Source organism: Methylobacterium sp. B1 (assembly GCF_000333255.1).
GTDB lineage: Bacteria > Pseudomonadota > Alphaproteobacteria > Rhizobiales > Beijerinckiaceae > Methylobacterium > Methylobacterium fujisawaense.
In genome coordinates this window covers 1-17,508 of sequence record NZ_BACT01000491.1, presented here as the reverse complement: position 1 = coordinate 17,508, position 17,508 = coordinate 1, and the positions used below count along the sequence as shown (strand labels likewise).

At 66.8% G+C, this 17,508-nt stretch carries 20 protein-coding genes; 10 read left to right on the top strand and 10 right to left on the bottom strand.

The features are described from left to right. The first annotated feature begins 347 nt into the window (after positions 1 to 347). Positions 348 to 644 (top strand): hypothetical protein, encoded by a 297-nt coding sequence (locus I53_RS14365; RefSeq protein WP_043351817.1) that lies wholly within the window; start codon positions 348 to 350, stop codon positions 642 to 644. A 347-nt stretch (positions 645 to 991) separates the two neighbouring features. Here I53_RS14365 and I53_RS14360 read toward each other — a convergent pair whose 3' ends face one another. From I53_RS14360 to I53_RS14340, 5 genes are all read right to left on the bottom strand, one after another. Beyond that, a complete protein-coding gene (locus I53_RS14360) occupies positions 992 to 1,261 on the bottom strand; it encodes a hypothetical protein (RefSeq protein ID WP_043351814.1) in 270 nt (89 codons plus the stop codon). A 2-nt stretch (positions 1,262 to 1,263) separates the two neighbouring features. Beyond that, positions 1,264 to 2,028 (bottom strand): Crp/Fnr family transcriptional regulator, encoded by a 765-nt coding sequence (locus I53_RS14355; protein ID WP_043351813.1) that lies wholly within the window; start codon positions 2,026 to 2,028, stop codon positions 1,264 to 1,266. 450 nt (positions 2,029 to 2,478) lie between these two features. Then, positions 2,479 to 2,844 carry a hypothetical protein gene (locus tag I53_RS14350; RefSeq protein WP_043351811.1) on the bottom strand — a complete coding sequence of 122 codons (366 nt, stop codon included), beginning with the start codon at positions 2,842 to 2,844 and terminating at the stop codon, positions 2,479 to 2,481. 4 nt (positions 2,845 to 2,848) lie between these two features. Continuing rightward, entirely contained in the window at positions 2,849 to 3,571 is a 723-nt protein-coding gene (locus I53_RS14345; protein ID WP_043351809.1) for a hypothetical protein, read from the bottom strand. After that, positions 3,568 to 3,861, bottom strand: a complete 294-nt coding sequence (locus I53_RS14340; protein ID WP_043351807.1) for a hypothetical protein — start codon at positions 3,859 to 3,861, stop codon at positions 3,568 to 3,570. The genes I53_RS14345 and I53_RS14340 overlap by 4 nt, the downstream gene beginning before the upstream one ends. Before the next feature lie 203 nt (positions 3,862 to 4,064). Here I53_RS14340 and I53_RS14335 point away from each other — a divergent pair, with 203 nt between their 5' ends. Next, complete coding sequence (locus tag I53_RS14335; RefSeq protein WP_043351806.1) at positions 4,065 to 4,247, top strand: hypothetical protein; 183 nt, start codon at positions 4,065 to 4,067, stop codon at positions 4,245 to 4,247. 131 nt (positions 4,248 to 4,378) lie between these two features. Here the strand turns inward: I53_RS14335 and I53_RS14330 are convergent, their stop codons facing one another. After that, positions 4,379 to 5,557 carry a zinc-dependent alcohol dehydrogenase gene (locus I53_RS14330; protein WP_043351804.1) on the bottom strand — a complete coding sequence of 393 codons (1,179 nt, stop codon included), beginning with the start codon at positions 5,555 to 5,557 and terminating at the stop codon, positions 4,379 to 4,381. Positions 5,558 to 5,883: 326 nt separating this feature from the next. Here I53_RS14330 and I53_RS14325 point away from each other — a divergent pair, with 326 nt between their 5' ends. Together I53_RS14325 and I53_RS14320 are read left to right on the top strand one after the other, a co-directional pair. After that, positions 5,884 to 6,855, top strand: coding sequence for an alpha/beta fold hydrolase (locus I53_RS14325; RefSeq protein WP_043351802.1), 972 nt, complete (start codon positions 5,884 to 5,886; stop codon positions 6,853 to 6,855). A gap of 14 nt (positions 6,856 to 6,869) precedes the next feature. Further along, positions 6,870 to 7,544 (top strand): HAD family hydrolase, encoded by a 675-nt coding sequence (locus I53_RS14320; RefSeq protein ID WP_043351801.1) that lies wholly within the window; start codon positions 6,870 to 6,872, stop codon positions 7,542 to 7,544. Positions 7,545 to 7,597: 53 nt separating this feature from the next. On the opposite strand, the gene I53_RS14315 is transcribed toward I53_RS14320, so the two are convergent. Then, positions 7,598 to 7,825: a hypothetical protein gene (locus I53_RS14315; protein ID WP_236952839.1), complete on the bottom strand. Its 228-nt coding sequence runs from the start codon at positions 7,823 to 7,825 to the stop codon at positions 7,598 to 7,600. 141 nt (positions 7,826 to 7,966) lie between these two features. Here I53_RS14315 and I53_RS14310 point away from each other — a divergent pair, with 141 nt between their 5' ends. Continuing rightward, on the top strand, positions 7,967 to 10,297 hold the full coding sequence (locus I53_RS14310) for an FdhF/YdeP family oxidoreductase (protein ID WP_043351798.1): 2,331 nt from the start codon (positions 7,967 to 7,969) through the stop codon (positions 10,295 to 10,297). A 316-nt stretch (positions 10,298 to 10,613) separates the two neighbouring features. Continuing rightward, entirely contained in the window at positions 10,614 to 11,360 is a 747-nt protein-coding gene (locus I53_RS14305) for a Crp/Fnr family transcriptional regulator (protein WP_043351796.1), read from the top strand. 349 nt (positions 11,361 to 11,709) lie between these two features. Here the strand turns inward: I53_RS14305 and I53_RS14300 are convergent, their stop codons facing one another. Both I53_RS14300 and I53_RS33245 read right to left on the bottom strand, forming a co-directional pair. After that, positions 11,710 to 11,982 carry a hypothetical protein gene (locus tag I53_RS14300; protein WP_374701325.1) on the bottom strand — a complete coding sequence of 91 codons (273 nt, stop codon included), beginning with the start codon at positions 11,980 to 11,982 and terminating at the stop codon, positions 11,710 to 11,712. A 300-nt stretch (positions 11,983 to 12,282) separates the two neighbouring features. Further along, positions 12,283 to 12,549: a hypothetical protein gene (locus tag I53_RS33245; protein WP_148291146.1), complete on the bottom strand. Its 267-nt coding sequence runs from the start codon at positions 12,547 to 12,549 to the stop codon at positions 12,283 to 12,285. A 352-nt stretch (positions 12,550 to 12,901) separates the two neighbouring features. Here I53_RS33245 and I53_RS33240 point away from each other — a divergent pair, with 352 nt between their 5' ends. After that, a complete protein-coding gene (locus I53_RS33240) occupies positions 12,902 to 13,198 on the top strand; it encodes a hypothetical protein (protein ID WP_148291145.1) in 297 nt (98 codons plus the stop codon). 410 nt (positions 13,199 to 13,608) lie between these two features. Here I53_RS33240 and I53_RS31330 read toward each other — a convergent pair whose 3' ends face one another. Continuing rightward, a complete protein-coding gene (locus I53_RS31330; RefSeq protein WP_083936060.1) occupies positions 13,609 to 14,247 on the bottom strand; it encodes a BA14K family protein in 639 nt (212 codons plus the stop codon). Positions 14,248 to 14,965: 718 nt separating this feature from the next. Here I53_RS31330 and I53_RS14290 point away from each other — a divergent pair. The 3 genes from I53_RS14290 to I53_RS14280 form a co-directional block, all read left to right on the top strand. Continuing rightward, positions 14,966 to 15,319 (top strand): hypothetical protein, encoded by a 354-nt coding sequence (locus I53_RS14290; protein ID WP_043351793.1) that lies wholly within the window; start codon positions 14,966 to 14,968, stop codon positions 15,317 to 15,319. Between the two features lie 45 nt (positions 15,320 to 15,364). Beyond that, the gene (locus I53_RS14285) at positions 15,365 to 16,279 is read left to right on the top strand and encodes a PHB depolymerase family esterase (protein WP_043351791.1); all 915 of its coding nucleotides are present in this window, start codon (positions 15,365 to 15,367) and stop codon (positions 16,277 to 16,279) included. A gap of 237 nt (positions 16,280 to 16,516) precedes the next feature. Further along, positions 16,517 to 17,508: cation:proton antiporter (locus I53_RS14280; RefSeq protein WP_043351789.1), on the top strand; the 992-nt coding region annotated here is incomplete at its 3' end.

Sequence of the window (17,508 nt, the reverse complement as noted above, 5' to 3'; positions counted from 1 at the left end):
CTGGCCGCCTTTTTGCCCGGCCGCAGCGCCGCCGTCGATCGGACAGACGCCCGAGCGGGAGGTCAGTCGCTGACGCCGCGCCGCGCATGAGCACCGACGGTCGAGGCCAACCGCGCCTCGACCGGCCTTTCACGTCCCGGACCCGATCCGAACCGGTGCCGGCCCTGGGCGTCCTCAGTCAGACCTCTCCGGCACCGCCCGGCGGCGTGACCGAGCTCCATCTCGCCATCCTGCTCGCGACGGCCTCATGCAAGCCGCTCGGCGCGCGGGCCGAGACGCCATCGACCCGTCCGCCACGGCACCCCCGCCGCGGATCCACCGCCCGCCAGACTTCCAAGGAGTCCACCATGAAGACCGTCTCCACACTGACCGGCGCAATCGCCGCACTGCTCCTCTCAGCCGGCCTCGCCGCAGCCGCCCCGTGCACGACCGGAACCACCACGAACAGCACGAGTCACCAAGCCGGAGATGCCTCCTCGAACGTCGATGGTGGCTCGACCGCGAATGTGACACCGGGCGCCAAGGCCGAATCCCCCGGCACGGTCGGCGCGATGAACAACGTGGGCGCGCAAGCGAAGCCGTCCACGAACCAGGCCAAGGCGCCGGAGGGCAAAGTGATCAAGCCCGGCGACGACGATTGCTGAGGACGGGACCACGGCAACCCGTTTTCGCTTGGGCGACGCCCGCGGAGGAGTGAGCGTCGCCCAGGTTCGTAAATTCCTGGGCTCGGCATATCCAGGGCACCTGCGAGACCCTCGCCACCCCCGGGCGCAGACGCTGGGCGGCGGGGGAGAGGGGTTGGCACTCGCCTCGCCGTCCGCACCCTCGTAGCGTTTTTTGGGGATACCGATGCCGCTGCACCGACGTGGCGCCGGCCAATCTCGACACCGGACCTGCTAGTCCCGGTCGTCTAGCGGCCGGCTCGAATCGTGGCCGGCGCGACTGCCGTCATCCTGTCCACGGGATCGCCAAGGCTAGGCGGCGGTGAGCGTCACCGGTTCAGATAATGACGCACCCAGCGCGTGGCGTGGTCGAGGGTGGGGAAGGCATCCACCCGCACGCCCTGGAGCGGTCCGAACCCCGCCTCCAGGAACCAATAGCCCGGATGCGCATGCTCGGGTGCATCGAGGCGCACCAGCACGCCAACCAGCAGGCCGTTGGCGATTATCAGCATGCCGTCGCGGTCAAGGCTGCCGGTGTCCACCGCGATCGGCTGAAGCTTTAGCACGAGCAGCGTCTCGACGTTGCCCCGCCTGGCCATTCCTATCCTCCTTCGGCGCGGCCGGGCCAGCTCAGGTCACGCCGCTCGCCCCAGCGCGTGTTGCGCAGGTGCAGGTAGTTCGGCGTGAATTCGCAGAACGCCTTAAGCCGCTCGACGTCGAGGATGGTCAGCACCCGCTGCTTGAGATGGATCAGGCCGAGGGCGCGCAGATCGCCCAATGTCCGGTTCACGTGCACGTCGGACAGGCCCATCGTCTCGGCAATCTCGGTCTGCGTGAGCGGGAACGCGTAGCTGTTGTCGGTGACCCGTCCCACCGCCTCCAGGCGCATCAGAAGTTCGCAGAAGAGGTGCGCGATGCGCGGAGCCGGAAGGCGCCCGCCGATGTTGACGAGCCACTCGCGCAGGACGGCGCCGTCGACCAGCGAGCACCACCAGAAGGCGCGCGCGATGCTCGCGTGGTGCGTCGCGGTCTCGTCGATCGCCTGGCGCGGGATGTCAACGACCTGGCATGTCGAGATCGTGCCGATGGCGTGGTCCATCTCGTCGAGGATGAAGACGTTCAGGTCGCAGAAGTCGCCGGGCACGAGCAGCGCCATGATCTTGCGCTGGCCGTCCGGCAGGACCTTGTAGCGACACGCGAAGCCGTCGAGGATAAGGAGGACGTTCTCGGGCTTGTCGCCCTCCTGAATCAGATCCTGGCGAGCCCCGACCTGCCGGACCTTGATCACCAAACCGTTCAGGGCCCAACGGGCCTGATCGGAGAGGGGCTCGAAACTCTCGAGCTTGCGTGTCAACGCATGCTGCATCGGACCGCCCTCCCAAGTGAGCGGACGGCGCGACCGTCGGGGCGCGGCCCATGGGAGGAACGCGTTGCCCGGTCTGAGTGATCCCCGGCGAAGATCGGAAGTTCGACCCCGGACCTTTGCGCCCAAAGCGGCGAGCACCGGCCAGATCGAAAAGAAGCCCCGCGGCCCGGAGGGGGCTGCAGGGCCTGAGTGGGTTCGGGTCGGAAGAAGCCGTGCGGGCGATGAGGAAGCAAGGAACGCTCGCGGTGTTCGCTGCACTCACGTCACCGGGCAACAGCCAGATGCTTGTGCCAGGAATCGTGGAGACCCATTCGGTCAAAAAGCAGGATTGCGCGAGATTTTCCGATCTCAGCGCACTCTATTGGTGGTTTGATCCAAAAATAACAGCTCTTGGGATCGGGTTAGCGATGATCCGGCTGACGCCGATGACCGGGATCGGACCTTGCGTCCTCAACCCCACAAGGCGCTGAAGGTGCGTTCGAAGTCTCCGATCAAGGTCCGGTTGCAGAAGCGGTGCAGGACGGGGCCGTCCGTCGTTCCCTCGCGCATCTCGATCGACTCGGTGTTCTGATTGTAGGCGAAGGTCAGATGGCGGCCACCGAGGGTGGTCGACAGGATGGCTTTAGCGCCCGCCGCGTCCTGCATCATCTCGGTCGATCCCGGCGCGGCGCGCCACATGATCCCGCCGAGCAGCGCCAGGGTGACCGCCTTCATCTGCAGGTCCTCGGCTTCGGATTGCGCGATGACGCGCACCGCGTAGCGCCGCACGGCGTCGAGGTCAGTCGTCTCGGACCGGACCGGGGCGAACAGGGCCATCGGCTTATTCCCGTCTTGTCGTTATCTCGGTTGCACCGGTCGCGGTGGCGGAATAGCCGCCCCACCCCTCTGTCGAGACGGGCGACGTGCCGCCCCAGCCCTCGGCACCCCACGTCGCGAGGCGCAGCGTCGTATCGACCGAGCCAAGGTCCTTCAGGATGCCCATGACGCGGTCACGCTGAGCGTCCGCGACCACAAGGTTCAGCATCGCCGCGCCCAACCTCAGCTGCGCGCAGCAGGCGTCCAGCGCCTCAGGAGGCACGCCACACGTCTCGAGCCGATCCCGGAGGGCCTGGCCCCCGCCGGTATCCGGCGCGTCCGCCTCGGCATGGTCGGCATCCGGATCGGGAGGATCGACCACGAGCCGGATCGCCTGCTCGGGGATGCCGGCCGCGACGAGCGTGGCTGTCGCGGCCTGTGCCTTTCTCCGGCTCTCATAGAGCGCGAAAATTCCCAGCCTCGCAGTCGCATCTTCCCGCGAGGGGAGGGGCTCCTCCGGCTGAGCGGCCGAATGGCCCTCGGACGCGATCTCCGTCCGCGCCGCGGCGATGAACGCGGCCTGCTGGTCCACGCTCAGCGCGAAACCGGCGCTCATCGTGGATCCCGCCATAGGGTCAGGATCCGACCACATCCGGTCGCCCGGCCCGTTGTCGAGGAAGTTGCGCTGCGCGCGTTCGAGCACCGCAGCCTCGACCTGATCGTCGTTCGCCTTCTCAGCCGCGGTCATGGATTGACGCTGCGCAGGGCAGGCTGCGGGTACGCCGGATTCCCGCCCGGCACGCCCGTGCTGTTGGCCGATGACGGAGTGTCGGCTTTGCCGGATTCGGAGCCGGTGATCTGCTTGCGCGAGGCCGCTTGGCTTTGGCTGGCATAGTCCGGCGGTGCGGTCGCCCCCTGCCAGATCATCAGCCCCGCCAGGGACGTCAGCATCAGGCCGACACTGACGATCAGGACGTAGAGGGCGGGCCGACCGCGCTTGCCCTGGCGGCTGTCCTGTCCGGAAATATTGTCTGACACACGTGAACCTCGCTGGCTCGAATCTGTCGAGCCTGGGCGAACAACGTGCGACTTACGACCGAAGTTCTGACCGTGTGACGTTATGAGCCTGTTATTTCAATTATTTACTGCATAAGATGTCAAATGATCATTATCGGGTATTCATTTGACCTCATACTGCGGAGAGGCCTCCGTCGTGATGGCCGGAACCGGAGGATCGAACCATGTCGCTCATGATGTCCGTCGCCCTGGCCGTGGCAGCCGCCGGGGGCGCCCTATCCCTGGTGACGGATTCCGGCGCTTCGGTCTCCGAGCAGGTCGCGGGTTCGAATCTCGCCTTCTTCGGAGGCATCGGCGCTGTGGCGCTCGGCGGATCGGCCGCGTTGGTCTCGATGGTGACCGGTTGACGCTCGCGCCGATGCCGCGCGCCGGGCGGACCCGGTCTGCGCGGCCTGCTTCGGTCGCCCGACACGCACAAGAGGGCCGCCCGCCCGTGTCTCGGGGAACAGGCGCGGCGGTGCGGCCGCCGCGCCCGATGTCAGCCGTGCGGCTTGAACACGACCTTCGTGCAGTTGTCGGTCTTGTCCCGGAACGCTTTGTAGAGCGCCGGACCTTCCTCCAGATTGGTGGAACGGTGGCTGATGATGAAGGACGGATCGATATCCCCGTTCTGGATGTGCTCCAGCAGGGGCTTCATGTAGCGGACCATGTGGGTCTGGCCCGTCTTGAGGGTGAGACCCTTGTTCATCAGGACGCCGAGCGCCACCGGTCCGACGGGACCGGCGAAGACACCCGGCATCGAGACGTTGCCGCCGTGACGGCACGCCAGGATCGCCTGATTGAGCGCGAAGGGCCGCTCCAGGCTCACCGTATGCTCCATGATGGCGGAGGACACTTTCTGGAGGGTCGTGTCCGCCCCGTGGGATTCCATCCCGACGGCCTCGATCACGGAATCGGGCCCCAGGCCGTGGGTCATCTCCATCAGCGTGTCCTGCACGTTCTGATGGCCGAGATCGATGGTCTCGGCACCGGCCTCACGGGCCAGCGCCAGCCGCTCGGGCACGCTGTCGATGGCGATGACGCGCTTGGCGCCGAGCAGGTAGCAGCACTTCACCGCGAGCACGCCGACCGGGCCGCAGCCCCAGATCGCGACCGTGTCCTCCGGGCCGATGTCGCAGTGTTCCACGGCTTGGTAGGCCGTCGGGAAGATGTCGCTGAGGAACAGGACCTGCTCGTCGCTGAGGCCGTCCGGGACGACGATGGGACCGACATCCGCGTAGGGCACGCGGAGATACTCGGCCTGGCCGCCCGCGAAGCCGCCGGTGATGTGTGAGAAGCCGAACAGGCCGGCGAGCGGATAGCCGTAGGTCTGCGCCTGGAGCTTGCCGTTCGGGTTTGTGCGCTCGCAGCAGCTCCAGTTGCCCCATTTGCACTGCCGGCACTCGCCGCAGCAGATCGTGAACGGCACGACGATGCGGTCGCCGACCTTCAGCTTCCGGTTGTCACGCCCGACCTCGATGACCTCGCCCATCGTCTCGTGGCCGAGAATGTCGCCGCATTCCATGGTCGGCATGAACCCGCCCATGAGGTGCAGGTCCGAGCCGCAGATGGCGCAGGCGGTCACCTTGATGATGACGTCCCGCCCCTCCTCGATCTTCGGGTCGGGCACGGTCTCGCAGGTGATCGTACCGCGGCTCTGCCAGGTGAGTGCCTTCATCTCAAATATCTCCATCGCCAAACAGCGGCGTTCTGAAATCAACCGCCATTTCTCGTCGAATGATCCGGATAATTCCGCACCTCATTCCGGCAAATTACGTTGCCGATTATTTATTCATAGGATCGGGATCGATCGCTGAACTCCGGTGTTGGCATATTGCAGTGCGTCATCCCCCGCGATCCGACGCCATCACGACGCATGCGCCGAGGACCCGCGCGCCGTGCGCCTTCCAATCGGAACAGACTCGCCCCGCGACTCGGGCCGCGCCGCTTCCGATCGATTCCGCTGATCGCGGCGCACGTCCTCTCACTCGTAAGGCTCACAGCATGACGCGACGCACTGACTCCCGCACATGGCTCGTTCCGGCGCTGCTCGGATCGGCCGCGGCCCTGGGCGCGTCCGCGCTCTACGCGGCGACGATGACACGCCGGGCGGAACGGGAGACGCCACCCGTCGGCTCGTTCCTGACCGTCGACGGTGTCCGCCTCCACTACCTGGAGCGCGGACAGGGCGAGCCGCTGGTGCTCATCCACGGCAACGGCACCCTGATCCAGGACTTCCTCGTCAGCGGCATCGTGGACGACCTCGCCAAGCGCCACCGGGTCATCGTGTTCGATCGCCCCGGCTACGGCTACAGCGACCGGCCGCGCGGCTTCTGGACGCCCCGCGCCCACGCCACGCTCTTCCAGAAGGCACTGCAACAGCTCGGCGTCACGCAGGCCGTCGTCCTCGGGCATTCCTGGGGCACGTTGGTCGCGGTCGCTCTCGCGCTTCAGGCACCGCGGCTCGTGCGCAGCCTCGTGCTGGCCTCGGGCTACTACTATCCGACGCTGCGCGCCGACGTGATCCTGGCGTCGCCGGTGGCGATCCCCGGCATCGGCGACCTGCTGCGCCACACGGTCTCGCCGCTCGCAGGACGCCTCATGATGCCGGCCATGATCAAGGGGCTGTTCGCCCCGGCCGCCATCCCCGAGCGCTTCGCGCGCAGCTTTCCGACGGCCATGATGCTGCGCCCGCTGCAATTGCGCGCCTCGGCGGAGGATGCCGCGATGATGACGCCCGTCACGGTCGAGCTGCAGGCGCATTACAGGGATCTGGACCTGCCCGTCGTGATCATCACCGGTGGGGACGACCAGATCGCCGATGTCGGCCGCCAGTCGCGGCGGCTCCACCACGACGTGCCCGGCAGCGAGCTCGTGATCGTGCCCGGCATGGGCCACATGATCCATCATCTCGCACCCGAGCGTGTCGTCGCGGCCGTAGAGCGCGCGTCGGAGCGGATCCGTCCGGCGGCCTGAGGGAGCACGCAGCCATGCGGATCGAAACCTGCTTCCTGTTCGACCTCGACGGCACGCTCGTCGACAGCGTCTACCAGCACGTCCTCGCGTGGAATCAGGCGCTCGACGCGGAGGGGATCTCCCTCTCGGTCTGGCGCATCCACCGGAAGATCGGCATGAGCGGCGGCCTGTTCACGAACCAGCTCCTGCGGGAGACGGGGCGGGAGATCAGCGACGGGCATGTCGCCAAGCTGGGCCGGCTGCATGCAGAAGCCTACGGACGGCTCTCGGGGCAGATCCGGCCGCTCCCCGGGGCGAAGGCACTGCTCGATACCCTGACGGCGGCCGGGATCCCCTGGGCGATCGCCACGAGCGGCCGGATGGAGACGGCCCGGGTCAATCTCGACGCGCTGGGCGTCGATCCGGACCGGGTCCCGGTCGTGACGCGCGACATGGTCAAATACGCCAAGCCCGACCCGGACCTGTTCCTGGCGGCCGCCGACCGCCTGGGCAAGCCGATCGAGACGGCGGTGATCGTCGGCGATTCGATCTGGGACATGCTGGCTGCGCGCCGCTGCCGGGGTCTCGGCGTCGGCCTCCTCTCGGGCGGCTACGGCACCGAGGAGCTGGAGCGGTCCGGGGCCATACGCGTCTACGAGGATCCGGCGGATCTGCTGGACCATGTGGACGAGGTCGGCGGACGTCGCTGATTCGGGGCGGACATCTGGGTGGCAACCGGCTCCGGCGCCCCGGCGCAGGGGAGTCAGGGGACGCGTTTTTGCGCCGTCCTCGCGTTGCGGACGAGACCGAGCACCCCCAGAACGCCGGCGCCCAGGCAGGCCGCCAGGATCAGCGAGGGCCGGATGCCGCTGCGGACGGAGGCGCGCTCCAGAGCGACTTCGAGGCTGCCGGCGAGATTGGCCGCCAGCGGCACCGCCCTGGTGTCAAAGAACAGCTTCGCTTCCGAAGGCCCCTCGGACTTCTTGAGCATGTAATCTCTCGTGACGGTCAAACGAACCTCCGTTAAAGAACACTATTTTCGCGAACAATTTAATACGTCGGCGTGTTGAAATGTAAACGCGTCCCGAGCGCCGGTGTTTCGCAAAGTTTTTTCAGGCCAGGAGTTCTACCCTTGGACAAGCCCGTATTCAGGCCCTACCGCCTTCCCTCCGGCGGATGGGGCTCGGCGCGCTCGGTCGGCAACATCCTCCGGCAGGAAGGCGTGCTGGCGAGCGGGCCGATCGCGCTCACCCGCCACAACAAGGTCGACGGCTACCAGTGCAACAGCTGCGCCTGGGTGAAGCCCGCGAACCCGCTGCCGTTCGAGTTCTGCGAGAACGGCGTGAAAGCCATGGCCTGGGAACTCACCGCCCACCGCTGCACGCCGGACTTCTTCGCCAAGCACACGGTCACCGAGCTGCTGGACTGGGATGAGTACGAGCTCGAGCAGACCGGCCGCCTCACCCATCCGCTGCGCTACGATGCGGCGACCGACAGGTACGTGCCGGTCTCCTGGGGCCACGCCATCGAGGAGATCGCCCGCGAACTCCTGGCCGTGGAGGACCGGAAGACCGGCACCGTCTTCTACAGCTCGGGCCGCCTCTCGAACGAGGGCAGTTACCTCTACCAGCTCTTCGCCCGGCTCTACGGCAACAACAACCTGCCGGACTCGTCCAACATGTGCCACGAGACGACCTCGGTGGCGCTGCCGGTCAGCATCGGCCAGGGCATCGGCACCGTCTCGCTGGACGACTTCGCAAAGTCCGACTGCATCCTGTTCTTCGGCCAGAACCCGGGGAGCAACTCGCCCCGCATGCTCCACCCGCTGCAGGAGGCCAGCCAGCGCGGCGTACCGATCATCACCTACAACCCGCTGCGCGAGCGCGGGCTGGAGCGGTTCCTGAACCCGCAATCGCCCGCCGAGATGCTGAGCCGCACGGAGACCCGGATCAGCTCGCAGTACCATCAGGTCAAGGCGGGTGGCGACCTCGCGGCTTTGGCGGGAATCTGCAAATCCGTGCTGGACGCGCACGACGCTTCGCTGGCGGCCGGCGGCCCGGCGATACTCGACGAGGCCTTCATCCGGGAGCACACCCACGGCTTCGAGACCTTCGCCGACTGGTTGCGCGGCCAGGACTGGGACGCGCTGGAGCGCCGCTCCGGACTGCACCGGGCCGACATGGAGGCGACCGCAAAGGTTTACGGCGCGGCGAAGGCGACCGTCGCGGTCTACGGGATGGGCCTGACCCAGCACCAGGCCGGGGTCGAGACCGTGCAGATGCTGGTCAACCTGCTGCTGATGCGCGGCAATATCGGCCGCAGCGGCTCCGGCATCTGCCCGGTGCGCGGCCATTCCAACGTGCAGGGCCAGCGCACGGTGGGCATCACCGAGAAGCCTGAGCTGTTCCCCCTGGACCGGCTCGGCGCGCAGTTCGGCTTCGAGCCGCCGCGGGAGGCCGGCTACAACACCGTGGAGGCCTGCGAGGCGATCCTCAGGGGCGAGGTTCGGGCCTTCTTTATGCTGGGCGGCAACTTCGTCCGCGCCATTCCCGACCACGGCCAGATGGAGCCGGCCTGGCGGCGGCTGCGGCTGACCGTCAACGTGATCACCAAGCTCAACCGCAGCGCGTTGCTGCCGGGCGCGGTCAGCTACATCCTGCCGGTGATCGGCCGCCTGGAGATCGACGAGACCACGAAGGGCCAGCAGGTTCTGTCCATGGAGGACACCTCGGCCTGCGTGCACGGCAACCGCGGCCTGCGGCGCCCGGCCTCGCCGCACCTGATCAGCGAGATCCGGCTGATCTGCGAACTGGCGCAGCGGGTGCTCGAGCCCAACCCGCGGGTCCGCTGGGAGGATTACCGGACCGACTACGCGGAGATCCGGAAGGAGATCGGCGAGACGCTGCCGGAGTCCTTCTGGGACTACGAGCGGCGCATGTGGGAGCCGGGCGGCTTCCAGCGGGACCTGCCGGCCAAGCGCCGGGACTGGCACACGGAGACGGGCCGGGCCAATTTCGTCACGCCGACCGGCCTCGACGAGGATGCCGACATGCCCGAGGTCGGGCACGATTCCCTGCGTCTGATGACCTTGCGCAGCAACGACCAGTTCAACACCACGGTCTACGGCTACGACGACCGCTTCCGGGGCATCAAGAACACCCGGAAAGTGGTGCTGATGAACCGCTCGGATATCGACCGGCTGGGCCTGAAGGTCGGCCAGGCGGTGACGCTGCGGACGGTGGCGAACGACGGCGTCGACCGGGCGCTCTCAGGCCTGCTGGTGGTGGCCTACGACATCCCGATCGGCTGCATCGGCGGCTATTACCCGGAATGCAACGTCCTGATGCCGATCTGGCACTATGCCATCGGCAGCAAGACGCCGGCCGCCAAGGGCATCCCCGTCACGATCCGGTCCGGCGGCGACCGGGTGATCGCTCCGATGCTGGAATACGCCGAAGGCTGAACGGACGCCGGGCCGGGTCTGAGCCCCGCTCCGGCGCAAGCCTCGAGGCCGGCGGCTCCGGTCATGACCCGCCTCCGGTCCGATCTCCTCGGTCAGCCGGTCAGAGGCCAACCGTGCGGGTCGTCGCCGAGCGACAGCCGCGTCGACCGGCAGAAACTGCGCGGTACCGATGATCAATCAACTCGCGAATCTGTCTTATGACAGAACACGAAACTGACATTGGTTTAGTCTCGCGATTATCATCAGCCGATTTGGTACAGGCTCTGGTGACTGGGAGAGCCGCGCGCTTCCGCCTGCAATGCCATGGTGGAACGATATGAGATCAGCGTCCGACCAGCATGCCCTGGGCATGCTCATCCGCAAGCTGGAGAGCATCGCCACCCTTTCCGACACCGAACGTCAGGCCATCCAGGGCCTGCCGGTGCGGATCCACCATCTCAACGCCCGGCAAGACATCGTACGCGATGGCGACCAGCCCACGCATTGCTGCCTCGTCCTCGAAGGATGGGCCTGCCGGTACAAGCTCCTCCGTCAGGGCAAGCGGCAGATCATGTCGTTCCACATTCCGGGCGACATCCCGGATCTGCAAAGCCTGCACGTCCGCACGATGGATCACAGCCTCGCCACTCTGACCAAGGCCCTCGTTGCCTTCATCCCCCACGAGAGCCTGCGGGAACTGACGGCGCGCCACCCCGGCCTCGCGGCGGTCTTCTGGCGCGACACGCTGATCGATTCGGGCATCTTCCGCGAATGGCTCGTCAGCATGGGCCGCCGCTCGGCCTTCGAGCACGTCGCGCACCTGTTCTGCGAGCTGTACCTGAAGCTGCAGGCGGTGGGCCTGGCAGGCAATTTCCGCTGCCCGCTCCCGATGACCCAGACCGATCTCGCCGACGCACTCGGACTGACACCCGTGCACATCAACCGTGTGTTGAAGGAGATGCGCGGTCAGACCCTGATCACGCTCCGCAGCAACGCACTGGTGATCGAGGCATGGGACGAGCTTCTGCGGGTCTCCGAGTTCGACTCCACATACCTGCAGCTTGAGAATCGGGCGGTCGGATGAGGCCCCGTCCGCGCTGGTGCGGGCCGCCGCGAGGAGCCACGATCTCGAGGCCGGCACCCCGTCGCTGACGGTTCTCGCTCGCATGGTCCCGCACGCAGTTCAAGAGACCGCGCGGACCGCGCCGGAACTTCGGACGGCAACCCCGGGACCGGTGGATAGGTCCGCCCGGCCTGAATTCGCCGACCGTGGTGGCACCGCATCTCGGATCGCGCAGCCGTTGGTGCGCGTGGCCGGTCGCGACCAAGCCCGGATCCTTCAGGGAAGCCATTCCGCACCGCTGGCGCAAGACATACAAGGTCTGGTTCAGGATGGTCGTGCCGCGTTGGTCCGATGGATCGCGCCAGCGAACTCAGTGTCCCATCCAGATGGCGGCACTCAGCACGATCCCGATAGCACCGATGAATCCGCTGAACCCCAGCACGATCCAGGCGTCCAGGCTGGGCGACCGTGCGGCGCGCCTGACCTTCGCGGACGCCGCCTCGGTCTCGCGCGCCAGGGCGATACGCTGATGCGACGGTGCGCAGCCGGCCGCCTCGTCATCGGTCCCGAGCGACGACAGGCCCGGGTCGTAGACGGCGATCTTGTCCCCCGTGGCGCCGCTGTCGATATCGGCTTTCAGCATCGCCGTGGTCGGCCGGTCGGAGGCGCCCGGCTCCGACACACGCAGGTTGCCGGGCGGCGGCGGGGTCTCGGATCGAAACAGCATGACACTCGCCTCTCGGACAACGGCTCTGTTTGCTTCATGGGACACGCCCAAGCATGAGTTCCGATGACTTCACCGTATGCTGGTGCACGGAACTGAGGCTTTGACCGCGGCAGGCCAGGGCTGCTCCCGATCGCATTGCTTGCAGGAACAGCCCCAGATCTTGATCTGACGTGCTCACTGGGGCTGGACCAGCGGTCCCCTTCGACGGCAAACCGTCTAGCCGCCGCTGCCGCTGGAGCCGCCGCTGCTGTTGGGCGCACCAACCTCGGGGCGGCTGGCGTTGCCGCCCGCGGCCGAACTGCTGCTGAACGCGTCTACGCCGGTCCCACCTGGAGATTCCGTGAAATCGTCCGCGCCACCCGTGTTGTTGGGCTGATTTGAGATGATGGATCCCGTCGCCGCAGGCTCGCGATAAAACGATCCTTGCGCCAGAGCCGGTCCTGCCGCGGTCAAGGCCGCGATCGCGAGGAGCAGTCGCTTCATGGGAGATCCTATCGATTCAGGAAGCACCGGCAGCGGCCGCCCCCATCCGAACGGCGGGCGGACGCATCCGGTTCAGGCGGCGGGTTTGACAAGTCCGCGGACTCTTTTGCTGGAGACTGCAGCGGGCCGACCGTGCGAATTCCCGCCCTTGATGAAGCTCTCCCAGTCCGCAAGGTTCCGCACCGCGGAGGCTTTCGATGCGAAATGCTTTCGTCTTTCGGTGAATTCCGGCTCTGTATTGCTGTTTTCTATCAAAAGACAGATCAAAAAGACGATCCAATCCAATTTATGTTGAAGCATCGACCTGTGGCCGTGAGCCATGTTGCATCGCCGAACCCCAAGGAGGCGCGACGTGACAACCATTCCTCAGCTTGATCAGAACGAATTGAGCATCCTACAGCGCCTGGTGACAGACTTGGTGACAAAACAACTCGGTCACGCGATCGCAGGCCATGTGGATATGATTGCTCGGTTGCAGCACCTGGAACAGGCCGCGTGGACAACGGGCGCCGATCGCCAGACCCTCCAGGTGATCACCTCCGGCCGACGACTGCTCGGAGACGCGAGCGACCTCACGCCGGATGCGCTGAAGCGTCGACCGGTGCGGAAGCGCCCGGCAGATCGTTCATACGCTCTCCGGCACGCCTGAACCGTCTGGGATACCGCGACGGGTGAGCAGCCGCCCTGATGGCGGCGGGACACGGATGGCTTCCGCGGACGGCCCTGGCCAGCGGTCGGAAGCCCGCAGTATTGAGCATTGCCTGTCCGCGCCTCGCCATACGACCGGCGCCGCCCGAAGGCGGGAGCTCGGGCGGGGGCGTTCAGACGCCGCAACGGGAGATCGGCAACGGACTGCGACAGTGAGCGTGAACGGCGCCCGTTCCTCGCAGAAGCAAAGTCGGGCGACACATCCGGCTGGTCGGAAAGACCTCCGTCACGAAGGGCGCGTGACCCGCTCTCTCACCTGACCACAGCTGGAACCTGGTGGGGCAGATGGCCCCGCAGCCGTGCGGCTGGGGGCCTGTCGTGCCGCGGTCCCGTCAGAGGCCGCGCAGATCGTTACGGGCAGGAATGGCGCTGACCATCGTTGCCCAGATACGTGCCGCTCCGACGGTCGTACGACCGGAAACGCTGAACGCAGTAGCTGACCGAGTCGCCGGCAGGTGCCACCTCCGTCTCGACGGCACCGTAACCCTGCCCGTATCCGGCTGGGGCATAGCCACCCCCGTAACCGCCGTAACCGGCAGGCGCGTAGTCCCCGCCATAATATCCGTCGTCGAATCCGCCGTAACCATAGCCCAATCCAGCGCCAGCGAGGCCGAGACCGACGCCCAGCCCCAGGCCGCCATAGCCAAAGCCATAGCCGCGTCGGCCGTAACCCCGCCCGCCGAACCCTCGGTTGCCAGCGAAGCCTGTTCCGCGGATCCCACCGCCCCCGAGGCCCCCGCGTGCACCGAAGCCGCCACCCGCGAGAGCACCGCCGCCGAAGCGATTGCCGCCGAGCCCGCCTCCGAAGCCGCGACCTGCTACGCCACCCCGGAAGCCGCCACCGCCGAACCCGCCCCCGTGGAACCCACCGCCTCCGAAGCCGCCGCCGTGGAACCCGCCCCCACCGAAGCCGCCGCGCGCATCGGCGCTCGCCGGAAGTATCACCAGCGTTCCGAGGACGACGGCGGCCGTCAGGATTGTCTGTTTCATCGTGCCCTGCCAATCGAAGATAAATATTTCTTCCGATCCGACAACGCGCCGTCGGGCAAATAGGTCATGCTACATTATGTCCATATTCAGATGAGCAATATTAATACGGCAAGCCGAAACCATCTTTCGGCACGGCGCCGGGCTCTCGCCGCACGGCGGATCCGTCTGCATGGAATGTCCTGTGACGGGCGCGTCGTCCGAATGCCTCAGGTCGCCCGCCCTGTCTCCGCGACCTCGTCCGACGTGCGCACCAGAGGACGTTCCTTGTGTCGAGGCTTGCGAACCGAGGCCGGGACGCGGGTGATGGCTATGCCCCCGGGGCGAAGCCGACCCTGAACCGGCGGATCGCAGAATCAACCGAATTATTACGATGCTGCTATCGACAAGCGCGCCATCAAATGATGGAACGACGATAGTTTAAATCCGTCACACTGGGCAAAAATACAAGCTCATCGAACGCGCACTCGACCATGATTTGAACAATCTTCGATCTGTTCCTTAGATCTGCCGATAATAACGTGGTCCAAAGGCTAAATTTTTGGCTGCTTACACCCTCAGACGCAGGCCTGTCCCGCGTTTCGTGCCGCACGGCAACAAGACGACGCGGCGAGGATTGTCTCGATGCTACCCTCGCATCGATCGGTGAGGGACGGCATCGGATTATGCGCTCGCCGAGCGGATCCCGGATGCTGCCGACCCTTGGAAAGTCCATTCGCCGATGCGCCTCGTCCTGGCCACCCTCACCATCCTGACCGCCGCCTTCGCGCCTTTACCGGCGCTGGCATCGTGCGGCGCCGAGCGAATCGGTACCATCGAACAGCGTCTCGATCGCGCCGGTGCCGTCCAGGCGATCGGCCTGCAAGCAAAACTCACCCTTCGGACCCGATCAGCCGGGGGCATGCAGGCTACCCGCGATGCCCCGAACGATCCCGCCCGGGTCTCGACGGCCGAAGGCGTCGGGCACGCCAGCAGCCTCCTCGTCCACGACGCCGACGCGAATCGGCGCGGCGACAGGGGGGCCTGCGAGAACCCCAGGCGCGCCGTGAAGGGCATGATCGGTACGTTGTCGTAGTCCGACCCGATTGCCGCAGGTTCAGCCACCCACGAGAGCACCCCAATGAGTCAGTCCCTTGGGACAGCCCTGACACGCCCGTCGGGGCTGGCCATCGACCGGCCGCGCGCACTGGCGCGCCGGTTCGGCAACGCCGCCGGAAGCCGGGCCTACGACCTGTTCGTTCCGTCCGGATATGCAGGGACACCGCTTCCGCTGGTGGTGATGCTGCACGGTTGTTCGCAGACGTCGCGCGACTTCGCCATCGGTACGGGAATGGACGCTTTGGCGGAGGCGCAGGGCTTCCTCGTCGCCTATCCCGACCAGCCACGGTCGGCCAACTTCGCCAAGAGCTGGAACTGGTTCAGGGATGAGGACCAGAGACGCGGCCGGGGCGAGCCGTCAATCATCGCCGGTCTGACGCGCGCGATCATGGCCGAGTTCTCCGTCGATCCGTCGCGGGTCTATGTCGCCGGCCTGTCCTCGGGCGGTGCGGCCGCCGCGGTGATGGCGATGATGTACCCGGACCTCTACGCAGCGGTCGGCATCCATTCTGGATTGGCGTGCGGTTCGGCCGGCTCGATGTCGGCCGCCATCGCCACGATGCGGCGGGGTGCCTTGCTCCGGCCGGTACAGGCCGCGCATCCCGTGCCGACCATCGTTTTCCACGGAGACAGGGACACGACCGTCTCGCCGGTCAACGGTGATCAGGCGCTCGCCCAGGCGCAGCCCGAGGGACGACTGACCGTTACCACCGTCGCGGGACGCTCGAAGGGCGGGATGGCATATACGCGGAGGGTCCTGACCGAACCGGACAGCCAGTGGTCTTCGGAGCACTGGGTCCTGCACGGCGCCGGCCATGCCTGGGCCGGCGGCCACCCGGCCGGCTCGCACACCGATCCGACCGGTCCGGATGCCAGTGGCGAGATGCTGCGCTTCTTCCTGTCGCACGCGAAGAACCGTCGAGCGCACCGCCACTGACGTTCTTGGCGGATGCGCCAGACCCGGCGGGTTCTTGAGGAGCGCGCCTCAGGCGACCTTCCTGTCCAAGTTTTCGACTGATGGGCCGGCTCGGGCCGGAGGCGAGGGCGGACCAAGGTGCGGCTTCGGGCGGTCTGGCACGAACCGTCGCTTTGCGCGGAGGAGCCCCGGCGGACCGACCGTTGCAGACGGTGCGGGATGAGGAACGAGCCGGGCCCCAACGCGGTTCATCGTTGAATGGAAACCTATGTCCTCGTCGTCGCCGGGTTCGGTGTCCTGGTGCTTCTGACGGCATGGCTGCCGATGGTGCTCCGGGCCCTTCCTCTGTCCCTGCCCATCTGCTGCGTCGGGATCGGGGCCGCTCTGTCCGCCATCCCGGCTGTAGCCGCCATCACACCCCATCCGAGCCTGCATCTGAAGCTCATCGAGCATGCGACCGAGGCGGTCGTCGTCATCTCGTTGATGGGCGCGGGCCTCAAGATCGACCGGCTCATCGGCTGGAAGCGCTGGGCTGTGACGTGGCGCCTGCTCGGCATCGCCATGCCGCTGACCATCCTCGCCCTGACGGCTTTGGCATCGACCCTGCTGGGACTCGGGCTTGCCGCCGCGCTTCTGCTGGGTTCATCCCTGGCACCCACCGATCCGGTCCTCGCGTCCGACGTTCAGGTCGGTCACCCGGCCGAGGATCACGAGGACGAGCCGCGCTTCGCCCTGACTTCCGAGGCCGGGCTCAACGACGGCCTCGCCTTCCCCTTCGTGAACCTGGCCATCGCGCTCGCCGCAGGCGGCGGATTGGCCGGCTTGTCCTGGTCGCACTGGTTCGCGGTGGATGTCCTCTGGAAGATCGCCGTGGGTGCCGTGCTGGGCGCGATCATCGGCCGGGCCCTCGGCTGGCTGACCTTTCACCTCCCGAACCTGTCGAAGCTGTCCCGAACCGGTGACGGCTTCGTGGCCCTGGGTGTGACCTGCCTCGCCTACGGCATCGTCGAAGCCGCAGACGGCTACGGCTTCATCGGCGTGTTCGCCGCGGCCCTGGCCCTTCGCTCCTCGAGCCGGGGCCATGGTTATCATCGCAAGATGCACGACTACGCCGAGGAACTCGAACGCCTCCTGATGATGGTGCTCCTCGTCGGCTTCGGCGCCGTGCTCGTCGGCGGCGGCTTACTCGAGGCTCTCACCTGGCAAGCCGCTCTGTTTGCCTTGATCGCCCTCCTGGTCGTCCGTCCTCT

Bases quoted from the DNA above. Each gene is read 5' to 3' on its own strand.
- I53_RS14330 (WP_043351804.1), bottom strand. From the start codon at position 5,557: ATGAAGGCACTCACCTGGCAGAGCCGCGGTACGATCACCTGCGAGACC.
- I53_RS14350 (WP_043351811.1), bottom strand. From the start codon at position 2,844: ATGGCCCTGTTCGCCCCGGTCCGGTCCGAGACGACTGACCTCGACGCC.
- I53_RS14285 (WP_043351791.1), top strand. From the start codon at position 15,365: ATGAGTCAGTCCCTTGGGACAGCCCTGACACGCCCGTCGGGGCTGGCC.
- I53_RS14290 (WP_043351793.1), top strand. From the start codon at position 14,966: ATGCGCCTCGTCCTGGCCACCCTCACCATCCTGACCGCCGCCTTCGCG.
- I53_RS14325 (WP_043351802.1), top strand. From the start codon at position 5,884: ATGACGCGACGCACTGACTCCCGCACATGGCTCGTTCCGGCGCTGCTC.
- I53_RS33245 (WP_148291146.1), bottom strand. From the start codon at position 12,549: ATGAAGCGACTGCTCCTCGCGATCGCGGCCTTGACCGCGGCAGGACCG.
- I53_RS14365 (WP_043351817.1), top strand. From the start codon at position 348: ATGAAGACCGTCTCCACACTGACCGGCGCAATCGCCGCACTGCTCCTC.
- I53_RS14335 (WP_043351806.1), top strand. From the start codon at position 4,065: ATGTCGCTCATGATGTCCGTCGCCCTGGCCGTGGCAGCCGCCGGGGGC.
- I53_RS14305 (WP_043351796.1), top strand. From the start codon at position 10,614: ATGAGATCAGCGTCCGACCAGCATGCCCTGGGCATGCTCATCCGCAAG.
- I53_RS14300 (WP_374701325.1), bottom strand. From the start codon at position 11,982: ATGCTGAAAGCCGATATCGACAGCGGCGCCACGGGGGACAAGATCGCC.
- I53_RS14360 (WP_043351814.1), bottom strand. From the start codon at position 1,261: ATGGCCAGGCGGGGCAACGTCGAGACGCTGCTCGTGCTAAAGCTTCAG.
- I53_RS14315 (WP_236952839.1), bottom strand. From the start codon at position 7,825: ATGCTCAAGAAGTCCGAGGGGCCTTCGGAAGCGAAGCTGTTCTTTGAC.
- I53_RS14345 (WP_043351809.1), bottom strand. From the start codon at position 3,571: ATGACCGCGGCTGAGAAGGCGAACGACGATCAGGTCGAGGCTGCGGTG.
- I53_RS14320 (WP_043351801.1), top strand. From the start codon at position 6,870: ATGCGGATCGAAACCTGCTTCCTGTTCGACCTCGACGGCACGCTCGTC.
- I53_RS14355 (WP_043351813.1), bottom strand. From the start codon at position 2,028: ATGCAGCATGCGTTGACACGCAAGCTCGAGAGTTTCGAGCCCCTCTCC.
- I53_RS31330 (WP_083936060.1), bottom strand. From the start codon at position 14,247: ATGAAACAGACAATCCTGACGGCCGCCGTCGTCCTCGGAACGCTGGTG.